The organism is Pseudomonas batumici, from assembly GCF_000820515.1.
Taxonomy (GTDB): domain Bacteria; phylum Pseudomonadota; class Gammaproteobacteria; order Pseudomonadales; family Pseudomonadaceae; genus Aquipseudomonas; species Aquipseudomonas batumici.
In genome coordinates, this window is the sequence record NZ_JXDG01000025.1 from 1 (window position 1) to 12,392 (window position 12,392).

Here is a 12,392-nt window from a genome sequence, read left to right on the forward strand (position 1 = left end):
ATATCGTGTTCGCCGTGTTGCAGTTCCAGGACGTTTTTCACCACCTCGATGCTGCCGCCGCAGGTCAGTGGCGCGAAGCACTCGTAGACCGCCAGGTCGAAGTTCAGCGATGTAGAGAACAACGTCTTACTCAACGCCGAACCCGGTCCCTGTAGGAGCTGGCTTGCCAGCGATGAGGCCCGAGAGTCTTGCACTGCCTGATCGGACGCCATCGCTGGCAAGCCAGCTCCTACAGGGTTTGTGTGATTCAGGGGTGTCGTGTGATCGTTGATGCCGTTGAAAGCGGCGTGGGCCCAGGTCAGGAAGTTCACCGTGTTGCGGTGTTCGATCATCACGCCTTTAGGCAGGCCGGTCGAACCCGAGGTGTAGATCAGATAAGCCAGATGTGCCGAGGTCAGCCCCGGCACCTGCGGATTCTGGACGGATTCGTCCTGCCAGGTGTCCTGCTCGAGATTGATCACAGGCACCGAAACACCCGCCAACAACGCCTGGGTAGCCGCCTGAGCCAAGACCGCCGCCGGGGCACTGTCCTGCAACATGTAGGCAATCCGCTCCACCGGATAAGCCGGGTCCAGCGGCACATAACCGCCACCCGCCTTGAGAATCGCCAGCAAGCCGACGACCATCTCGGCTCCGCGCTCAACGCAGATCCCTACCCGCGAATCCGGCTGCACACCCTGTTTACGCAAGGCGTGGGCCAAACGGTTGGCCCGCTCGTTGAGTTCGCGATAGCTCAAACGCCGCTCGCCATGGACCACCGCCAAGGCCTCTGGCGTACGCTGCACCTGCGCCTCGAACAACCCATGGATCGTCTGCTGCCGTGGATAATCCAGTGCCGTATCGTTAAGCCCGAACAACAACTGCTCACGCTCGGCGACAGGCAGGATCGAAAGGCTGTCGAGTGCCGTGGCCGGTGACTGCTCCAGTGCGCCGACCAGACTTTCCAGCGCCGTCTGCATATAACCGCAAACGCGCCCGGCACCCACCCTACCGGTGACCAGCACCGTCAGTTTGAAACCATCGCCCAGGTCGTCGACGTTCAGGGTCAACGGGTAGTTGGTGCGCTCCTCGCCACTAAGCACCTCGATACCGCGCCAAGCCTCAAGGGCCTCGCCCGAGTGTTCTGCCGCGGTACTGTGTCGGTAGTTGAGCAGCGCGCTGAACAGCGGCAGCGGCGCGGCCACCCCGCTGCAACGCTGGGCCAGCACCAACGGCGCATGTTCGTGGCCAAGCAGCACGGTGAGCCGCGCATGGGTCGCCCGGACCCCGTCCCGCGCGCCCTGCTCGCCCAGGTCCACCCGTAGCGGCAAGGTATTGATAAACATCCCCAGCGCCCGGTCGGCACCCTCGCCGCCCTGCATCCGGCCCATCAGCACGGTACCGAAGACCACCGTGCGTTTGCTCGAAACCTTGCCCAATACCTGGGCCCAGGCCAGGTGCACCAGACTGGCGACACTCACCCCCAACTGACGGGCCTGGGCCCGCAGGCGCAGGTCCAGCCGGCTTTCCAGCGCCAGGCTGCTTTCCTCGATATCGCGACCGTCACCCTGCACATCCAGCAGGCCGAACGGCAAGGTCGGCTCATCGATATCGCCCAGCATCTCGCGGAAGAACCCTTCATGGGCCTCGCGGCTCACACCCAGGCGGGCCTGGGCCACATAGTTGCGATACGGCATCGCGGCACCGAGCTGGCCGGCCAGGCCGAGCAGGTGCGCCTGCATATCCTGGCGCACCACGTCCATCGCGGTGTGGTCCAGGGCCATATGATGGAACAGCAACATCGCCACCCAGCGCTGGTTCGGCGCGTCCTCGGCAAAGACCAGGCGCATCAGCGGCGCCTGGGTCAGGTCCAGGCGCGAATGACGGGCGTCGAAACGCTCATGCAGTTGCTCGGCGATCTCGCCCTCGGCGGGGTCGAGTTCCACCTGTTCCAGATACAGCCGAGCCTGGCGCCAGACCACCTGCATCGGTGTCTCCAGCCCTTGCCAAAGCACGGCGGTGCGCAGGATGTCATGGCGCTTGATGACGCATTGCAAGGCATCGATAAAGGCACTCAGGCGCTCGCGACTGGCCATCTCGAACAGGGTCTGCAAGACATACGGATCGCCCTGCTCGGCCGCCAGGTGGTGATAAAGAATCCCTTCCTGCAACGGTGCCAGCGGGTAGATATCCTGCACATTGGCCACGCCGCCCGGCACGCTGGCGACAATATGATCGATAGCCGCCTGGTCGAGATCGGCCAGAGACAGCAGGTCCGGTGTGATCCGGGTACAGCCGGCCTGAATGGCATTGGCCGGGACCTTTATTTCATTGCCGCCACCGACGGCGGCCGCCAGCGCGGCCAGGGTCGGCTGGCCGAACAGCACACGCACATCGGCGCTCAAGCCGGCCTGGCGCATACGTTCGATCAGGCTCACGGCCAGCAGCGAGTGCCCGCCCAGTTCGAAGAAGTGATCGTGACGCCCGACCCGCTCGACCTTGAGCACCTCGGCCCAGATCGCCGCCAGGGTGGTTTCGACCACGCCTTCGGGCGCCTCGTAGCCACGGCTGACCAGGGCCTGCGCATCCGGTGCCGGCAGGGCCTTGCGGTCCAGCTTGCCGTTCGGCGTCAGCGGCAGCGCGTCGAGACGCACATAGGCCGCGGGCACCATGTAGTCCGGCAAGCGGGTCTGCAAATGGCTGCGCAGGGTTTCGATATCCAGCGTCTGTTGTGGCTCGCGCAGGGTGAAATAGGCCACCAGGCGTTTTTCACCAGCGTCCTGCCGCGCCAGCAGCACCGCGTCCTGTACCGCCGGGTGCGTGACCAAAGCGGCCTCGATTTCACCCAGTTCGATACGGAAACCACGGATCTTCACCTGACCGTCGTTACGGCCGAGGTATTCCAGGTTACCGTCCGCCCTCCAGCGACCGAGGTCACCGGTGCGGTACAGCAGTGCCCCTTCCAGATCGCTGAACGGATCGGCGACAAACTGCGTCGCACTCAATTCCGGCCGGTTCAAATAACCCTTGGCCACGCCCTGGCCGCCGATATACAGCTCACCGGGCACGCCTACCGCCACCGGTTGACGGCGGGCATCCAGCACATAGACCTGGCTGTTGCCGATCGGTCGACCGATGGGAATAGCGCCGCTGCCCACCGAAGTGATCTCGTAGGTCGCGGAAAAGGTCGTGGCCTCGGTCGGGCCATAGCCGTTGAGCAGATGCTGCGGTGCGCCTTGCACCAGTACCCGGGAAATGACCGCCGGGTCCAGCACGTCGCCACCGACAATCAGGTAGCGCAAGCGAGCGAAGACCTCCATCAGGCCGTCGGCGTATTGATGGAACAGGCCAGCGGTCAGCCACAGCACGCTGACCGACTGCGCCAGCAGCAGCGCCCGGAATTCATCCTGGGACAGCAATACCGAGTGCTCGACCACCACCACGCAACCGCCATTGAGCAACGGTGCCCAGACATCCAGGGTGCTGGCGTCAAAGGCCGGATTGGAGGCGAAGGCCACGCGATCCTGCGCATTGAAGTCGGCGTAGCCGTTGTCGATCACCAGGCGGCCGATGGCCCGGTGCGGAACCCGCACCCCCTTGGGCGTCCCGGTTGAGCCGGAGGTGTACATGATATAGGCAACCGACTCGGCGGTTGCCGCTGGATCCGGATTGGCCGCCGGCTCTGCGCTGACAGACCGGGTGTCGAGGTCGAGACGCCGTACACCCGGATCCAGGGTTTCAGCGCTGTAGGTCAGCACCAGCACGGCCTGGCTGTCCTGCACCATGAAGGCCTGGCGTTCGCGCGGGGCATTGATGTCCAGCGGCACATAGACCGCCGCGCACTTGAGCACTGCCAGTTGACTGACCACCAAGTCGATGGAGCGCGGCAACAGTAGCGCCACGCTATCCCCCGGCTGCACACCGAGGCTCGCTAGTTCAACCGCAAGCAGGTTGGCCAGACGATTCAGTTCGCGGTAGCTCAGGCTCGTTGCATCATGTGCCACCGCCGGTGCTTCAGGAGTGCGCTGCACCTGGGCCTCGAACAGAGCGTGCACGGTCGTGTGCCGTGGCGAATCGGTGGCCGTGGCGTTGAAGCCCACCAGCACCTGCTCACGCTCTGCCGGTGGCAGGATCGACAGACTGTCCAGCGTCGCCGCAGGCGTCTGTTCCAATGCCTGGACCAGTTGCGCCACCGCCGCCTGCATATAGCCACAGAGGCGTTGCGCACCGACCTCGGCGGTGACCAGCACCGACAGCTTGAAGCCATCGCCCAGGTCATCGACGTTCAGGGTCAGCGGGTAGTTGGTGCGTTCCTCGGCGCCGAAGGCTTCAATACCGCTCCAGGCCGCTGCATGCTCGGCCGTGGTCGCCGCCACGACACTGTGGCGGTAGTTGAGCAGCGCACTGAACAACGGTGCCGGTGCGGCCACGCCGCTGCAACGCTGGGCCAGCACCAGCGGCGCATGTTCATGCCCGAGCAGTGCGGTCAGTTGCCCGTGGGTTGCCTTGAGCCCGCCGACCACCGTCTGCGCACCGACATCGACCCGCAACGGCAAGGTGTTGATAAACATGCCCAAGGCCCGGTCGGCGCCCTCGCCGGCCTGCAAGCGGCCCAGCAGGACCGTGCCGAACACTACCTGCTCGCGGCCCGAGACACTGCCCAGCACCCGTGCCCAGGCCAGGTGCATCAGGCTCGCGGCGCTGACCCCCGCCTGCCGGGCCTGGGCCCGCAGGCGCAGGTTCAGCTCGGTCGCCAGGGTCAGGCTGGCCTCTTCAATATCACGTCCGCCGTCCTGCACATCCTGCAGGCCGAACGGCAGGGTTGGCTCGTCGATATCGCCGAGCACCCCACGGAAAAACGCCTCGTGCTGCGCCTGGCTGACACCCAGGCGCGCCTGGGCCACATAGTTGCGGTACGGCACCGCTTCGCCCAGGGTATGGGCCTCGCCGAGCAGATGCGCCTGGATTTCGTGCTGGACCACGTCCAGCGCGGTGTGGTCGAGGGCCATGTGGTGGAACAGCAGCATCGCCAGCCAACGGTCATTGGCCGCATCCTGGGTAAAGGCAATGCGGATCAACGGCGCCTGGCGCACATCGAGGCGGTAGTGGCGCGGATCGAAACGCTGGTGCAGCTGTTCGGCCAGCGGACCGGCCGCCGGATCGAGGAACAGCTCGGTGACTTCAAGCGTGGCCCGACGCAAGACCACCTGCAACGGCTCGTCGAGCCCTTCCCAGAGCACGGCGGTACGGAGGATATCGTGACGGTCGATCACCCCTTGCAAGGCGCTGCTGAAATCCTCCAGCCGCGCGCGGTCCCGCAGGCCGAACAGCGCTTGCAGAACATAGGGGTCGCCCTGTTCGGCGCTGATATGGTGATAGAGGATGCCCGCCTGCAACGGCGCCAGAGGATAGATATCCTGCACGTTCGCCGCACCGCCCGGCACGCTCGCCAGCACCTGATCGATCTGCGCCTGGGTCAGCTGGATCAGCGGCAGCAGGTCCGGGGTGAGGTGTTCGCAGCCATCCGCAATCAGGTTGGCCGGCACCACGATTTCCGTGCTGCCACCCACCGCCGCCGCCAGCGCGGCCAGGGTCGGCTGGCCGAACAGAACGCGCACATCGGCGCTCAGGCCGACCTGGCGCATGCGCTCGATCAGGCTGACCGCCAGCAGCGAATGGCCGCCCAGTTCGAAGAAGTGATCATGGCGCCCGACCCGCTCGACCTTGAGCACATCGGCCCAGATCGATGCCAGCAGGGTTTCCACTTCGCCTTGCGGCGCCTGGTAATCGCTGCGGGCCAGGGCGTCCGACTCCGGCACCGGCAGTGCCTTGCGGTCGACCTTGCCGTTCAGGGTCAGCGGCAATGCGTCCAGTTGCACATAGGCACTGGGCACCATGTACTCCGGCAACAGGCCTTGCAGGTAGCTGCGCAGTGCTTCCGCCGTGGCCGGCTCGCCGTTCGCGGTGATATAGGCCACCAGGCGTTTGTCACCGGGAACGTCCTCGCGGGCCAGCACGATGCATTCGCGCACCTGCGAGTGGGTACTCAGGCGCGCCTCGATTTCCCCGAGTTCGATCCGGAAACCGCGAATCTTCACCTGGTCGTCGTTACGCCCCAGGCATTCCAGCTGGCCATCGACCGACCAGCGGCCGAGGTCGCCGGTGCGATAGAGCAAGGCGCCCGGCTCATGGCTGAACGGGTCGGCGATAAATTTCTCGGCGGTCAGGTCGGCACGGTTGAGGTAACCCTGCGCCACGCCCTTGCCACCGATGCAGATTTCACCGCTGACGCCCAGGGGCAGCAACTGCTGGCGGGCATCGAGGATATAGACCTGGGTATTGCCGATAGGACGGCCGATCGGCACGCTTTCGGCATCCTCGGCCACCGCGGTCACGTGACAGGTGGTGGCGTAGGTGGTGGTTTCCGTCGGTCCGTAGCAATGCACCAGGCGCAGTTGCGGCGCCAGCGCCAGCAGGCGGCGGAACGACGCCGGGTCGCTACGCTCGCCGCCGCACAGGAGGATCCGCAAGCCCTTGATCGCCTCCGGGATCAGTTGCACGTACTGGTTGAACACCGCCGTGGTGACAAACAGCACCGTGGCCTTGGCGCTGATCAGTAGCTCGCCGAAACGGGCCGGTTCGAGCAGCGTGTCATGGTCCACCACCAGCACCTGGCCACCATTGAGCAAGGCACCCCAGACGTCCATGGTGCTGGCGTCGAACGCCGGATTGGAGCTGAAGGCAATGCGGTCCTGGTCGTTGAAGTCGGCGTAGCCGTTGTTGATCACCAGGCGCGTGATGGCCCGGTGCGGCACCACCACGCCCTTGGGCACCCCGGTGGAGCCGGAGGTGTACATGATGTAGGCCGGGCTTTCGCTCGATTGCGGTAATTGCAGGTCATCCGTCGGCAACGCGTCCAGCGCCAGGACGTCGAGATCGACCCGCGCCGCCGTGCCGCTGGCCAGCGCGAAACCGCAATGGGTCAGCAGGACCACGGCCTGGCTGTCTTCAAGCATGAATTGCTGGCGCTCCAGCGGCGCCTTGGTGTCCAGCGGCACATAGACCGCCGCGCACTTGAGAATCGCCAACTGGCTGACCAGCAGATCCAGGGAGCGCTCCAGCAGGATCGCCACCCGCGCCCCTGGTTGTACACCAAGACCGAGCAGATGGGCGGCCAGTTGGTTGGCCCGGCTGTTCAACTGCGCGTAGCTCAGGGCCTGGCCGTGGTGCACAGCCGCCGTCGCTTGTGGCCGCAGGCGGGCCTGGTCCTCGAACAGGCTGTGCACGGTGCGGGTCATCGGGTAATCGAACGCCGTGGCATTGAAGTCCTGCAACAATTGCCGACGCTCATCCTCCGGCAGCACCGCCAGGTCACGCACCGCGGAGTCCGGCGCGGACTCCAGGGCCTCGACCAGTTGGGTCAAGGCCGTCTGCATATAACCGCAGACCCGCTGGCCATCGACTCCGCCCGCTACCTGCACGCTCAGCAGGAAGCCTTCGCCCTGGTCGTCCACCGACAAGGTGCAGGGGTAGTTGGTCCGCTCACGGACGCCGAGTACCTGGGTGTCCGCCCAATAATCGCCACCGCTGGCTTCGAGCGCCGGGCTGTGCCGGTAGTTGAGCAGCGCGCTGAACAGCGGCGACGAGGCCGCCACCGCACTGCAACGCTGGGCCAGCACCAACGGCGCATGCTCGTGGCCGAGCAGCGCGGTGAGCCGGGCGTGGGTCTGGCGCACCGCCTGGCGTACCGCGCAGGCACCGACGTCGACCCGCAACGGCAAGGTGTTGATGAACATCCCGAGTGCGCGATCGGCCCCCAGGCCGCTTTGCATACGGCCCAGCAGCACGGTGCCGAAGACCACGTCGTCACGGCCGCTGACGCTGCCCAGGACCCGGGCCCAGGCCAGGTGATGCAGGCTGGCCGCACTCACCCCCAGTTGCCGGGCCTGGCTGCGCAGGCGCTGACAGAGGTCAGCCGGAAGATCGTGGCGGACCTCCTTGACGCCCTGCCCGTCGCCCTGCACCTGCAGCAGACCGAACGGCAAGGTCGGCTCATCGATATCACCGAGCATCTCGCGAAAGAACGCCTCATGCTGCTCGCGGCTCACCCCCAGGCGGGCCTGCCCCACATAGTTGCGGTACGGCATCGCCGCCGGCAGTTGACCGGCCGCGCCATGCAGATGGGCGAGCATCTCTTCGCTCATCACATCCAGGGCGGTGTGATCGAGGGCGATATGGTGGAACAGCAGGATCGCTACCCAGCGCTGGTTGGCCGGATCCTGGGCGAAAGCCAGGTGCATCAGCGGTGCCTGGCCGAGGTCCAGGCGGCACTCGCGGGGATCGAAACGACGCTGCAACTGGCCGAGGATATCGCCCTCGGCCAGTTGCAGCGGGATTTGCTCCTGCGGCAGTTCAACATGGCGCAGAACCACTTGCTGGGGTTCCTCAAGGCCTTGCCAGACCAGTGCCGTGCGCAGGATGTCATGGCGGTCGATCAGCGCCTGCAAGGCTTCGGCGAAGCTGCGCAGCTGTGCCAGATCCCGCAGGGCGAACGTCGCCTGCAGCAGGTAGGGATCGCCCTGTTCGGCGGCGATATGGTGATAAAGAATGCCTTCCTGCAACGGTGCCAGTGGATAGATATCCTGCACATTGCCAACGCCACCGGGCACGCCGGCGACAATGCGATCGATACTGGCCTGGTCCAGGGTGGTCAGGGTCAGCATGTCCGGGGTGATGCGCGTGCAACCGGCGGGAATGCCGTTGGCCGGAACCACGATCTCGATCCCAGCACCCACCGCTGCCGCCAGCGCCGCCAGCGTCGGCTGGCCGAACAGCACGCGCACGTCGGCACTGAGGCCGGCCTGACGCATACGCTCGATCAGCTTCACCGCCAGCAGCGAATGGCCGCCCAACTCGAAGAAATGGTCCTGGCGACCGACCCGTTCCACGCCCAGCACTTCGCACCAGAGCGCGGCCAGGGTGGTTTCGGTATCGCCGAGCGGCGCCTGGTAGTCACGGCTGACGAAGGCGTCGGCCGAAGGCTCCGGCAGCGCGCGGCGATCCAGCTTGCCATTGGGCGAAACCGGGAGTTTTTCCAGATGCACATAGGCCGCCGGAATCATGTAGTCGGGCAGCAGCGCCTGCAGATGCAGGCGCATCTGATCGGCTTCGGGCGCCGCTTGGCCGGCCTGCACACTGAAATACGCCACCAGGCGCTTTTCCCCGGGACGGTCTTCGCGGGCCAGCACCGCCGTATCCCGCAGCCCCGGGTACTGGCCGAGGCGCGCCTCGATCTCACCCAGTTCGATACGGAAGCCACGGATCTTGATCTGGTCGTCGTTGCGGCCCAGGTAGTCGATCTCGCCGTCGGCCTGCCAGCACCCCAGGTCGCCGGTCTTGTACAGCCGCGCACCTTCGGTGGCCGCGAACGGATCGCGGATAAAGCGTTCGGCGGTCAGCTCATCGCGGTTCAGGTAGCCACGGGCGACACAAGCACCGCCGATATAGAGCTCCCCCGCCACGCCCACCGGCACCGGCCGCAAGTGTTCGTCGAGCAGGTAGATCCGGGTATTGGCCACCGGTTTGCCGATGCTCGGCAGGGTCGGCCAGGCCTGCGGATCGCCCCTCAGGGTCAGCGCCGTGACGACGTGGGACTCGGTCGGGCCATAGTGGTTGTGCAGACGCGCCTCTTCCAGGCGCGCGAAGAAGCGGCGCATCGGTTCGGTGATGCGCAGTTGCTCGCCGGCGGTGATCACGTCCTGCAACGCACAGGCCGGTTGCTCCGTTTCGGCCACCATGGCTTCGGCCAGGGCCTGCAGGGCGATGCACGGCATATACAGCCGCTCGATGCGCTGCTGGCAGATATGCTGGAACAGGCGACGGAAATCCAGGCGGATATCGCCATGGATCAGCGACAGCTCGCCGCCGGCGCACAAGGTGCTGAAGACCTCCTGGAAGGCCACGTCGAACCCCAGGGCGGCGAACTGCAGGGTCCGTTGCCCGGGTCGGCCGTGCTCGACGGTCTGTGCGATCTGCCAGTGCATCAGGTTGACCAGCGGCCCGTGGGGCATGGCCACGCCCTTGGGCTGGCCGGTGGAGCCCGAGGTGTAGATCAGGTACGCCAGGTGCGCCGAAGTCAACCCCGGCACCTGCGGATTGTGCCGGGGCGCGGCGTCGATACCACTCTCGATCCGAGCTTCGGCTTCCAGCAGCAACACCGGCATGAGCGCCTGCGGGAAGCGTTCGCGCAAGCCGCGTTGGGTCAGCAGCACCTTCGGTGCACTGTCCTCCAGCATATAGGCCAGGCGCTCGGCCGGGTACGACGGGTCCAGCGGCACATAGCCAGCGCCGGCCTTGAGGATGCCCACCAGGCCAGCGATCATTTCCAGGCTGCGCTCCACACAGATCGCCACCCGATCGTCGGCACCGATGCCCTCGGCGATCAACCGATGGGCAATCTGGTTGGCCCACTGGTTCAGTTCGGCGTAGCTCAGGCGCTGGCCTTCATAGGTGACGGCCACCGCGTCAGGTTGCGCCGCCGCGTGAGCCTCGAACAGTTGATGGAGCAGCAGGTCGGTCGGATAGGCGCAATCGAAGGCGTTGAACACCTCCAGCAACTGCCGGCGCTCGCTCGCCGGCAGCCAGTCGAGGCTGTGCAAGGGCGCATCGGGCTGCTGCTCCAGGGCCTCGATCAGTTGCTCCAACACGGTATGCATATAACCGACGACCCGTTCGGCACCGACCCCGGCTACCGCCTGGACGGTCAGGCCGAAGGACTCGCCGAGATCGTCCACCGACAGCGACAACGGATAGTTGGTCCGCTCCTCGCCGCCCAGCACCTCGACCCCGGCCCAGGTCCTGGCCTGGCCGGCGTCCTTCGGTGCCTGGGCGCCGACGGCGGCATGCCGGTAGTTCATCAGGGCACTGAACAACGGCGTCGGTGCCGCCACCCCACTGCAACCCTGGGCCAGCGACAACGGCGCGTGTTCATGACCGAGTAAAGCCGCCAGCCGCGCATGGGTGGTGCGCACCGCCGCCTGGACGCCCTGCTCGCCCGCCGCCACCCGCAGCGGCAGGGTATTGATAAACATGCCCAGCGCCCGTTCGGCGCCCTGGCCACTGTGCAGGCGGCCCATCAGCACGGTGCCGAAGACCACGTCGCGACGCCCGGACAAGCGCGCCACCACCTGGCCCCAGGCCAGATGGTGCAGGCTGGCGTTGCTCACCCCCAGGCGTCGGGCCTGGGCACGCAGCCGCTGGGCCAGGTCCGGGTCCACCGGCAATAGCGCTTCCTCGACACCGCTGCCGTCGCCCTGCAGATCCTGCAGGCCGAAGGGCAAGGTCGGCTCGTCGACATCGCCGAGCATCTCGCGGAAGAACGCCTCGTGCTGCTCGCGGCTCACCCCCAGGCGAGCCTGGGCCACATGGTTGCGATAGGGTACGGAAGCGGCCAGTTCAGCGCCGCGGCCCTTGCTGAACGCCTCGATCTCCTTGCCCAGCAGGGCCAGGGAGGTGGCGTCGTCAATCAAGTGATGGAACAGCAGTACCGCGACCCAGCCGCCGTTGGCGGCGTCCTCGGCATAGTGCAGACGCATCATCGGTGCCTGGCGCAGATCCAGGCGCATCCGCCGCGGATCGAAATGCTGTTGCAACTGGGTGGCCACATCGCCTTGATCCGGGTGTGGCAAGTACGCCTCGACCCGCAGCCGCGCCTCGCGCCAGACCACCTGTACCGGCTCATCGAGCTCTTCCCAGGACACAGCGGTGCGCAGGATATCGTGACGATTGATCACCGACTGCAAGGACTCGGCAAAACCCAGCAACTGTTCGAAGGTGTCGACCCGCAGCAAGGCCTGCAACAGGTACGGATCGCCCTCGTCGCTCGACAGGTGGTGATAGAGGATACCTTCCTGCAATGGCACCAGCGCGTAGATGTCCTGGACATTACCGACACCACCCGGGACACAGGCCACCACGCGGTCGATCTGGGCCTGGGTGAGTTGAGCCAGGGGCAGCATGTCCGGAGTGATGTGCTGGCACCCGGCGGGGATCGCATTGGCTGGCACGACAATCTCGCCGCCCTTGCCGCTGGCCGCCGCCAGCGCGGCCAGGGTCGGCTGGCCGAACAGCACACGGACATCAGCGCTCAGGCCGACTTCGCGCATGCGTTCGATGAGTTTCACCGCCAGCAGCGAATGCCCGCCCAGTTCGAAGAACTGATCGTGACGCCCCACCTGCTCGACGCCGAGCAACTCGACCCAGAGTCCGGCCAGAGTGGTTTCCGCCGGGCCCTCGGGGGCTTCATATTCACGCCGGGCATAAGACTCGGTCGACGGCACGGGGAGCGCCTTGCGATCGAGCTTGCCGTTGGCGGTCAGCGGGAAGGCCTCCAGGCTGACAAAGGCACTCGGCAG

At 66.0% G+C, this 12,392-nt stretch carries 1 protein-coding gene; it reads right to left on the bottom strand.

The genetic code is table 11. The features are described 5' to 3' along the window. Positions 1-12,392 (bottom strand): non-ribosomal peptide synthetase (locus UCMB321_RS10915; RefSeq protein WP_040066397.1); only part of this gene is annotated, 12,392 nt, incomplete at both ends.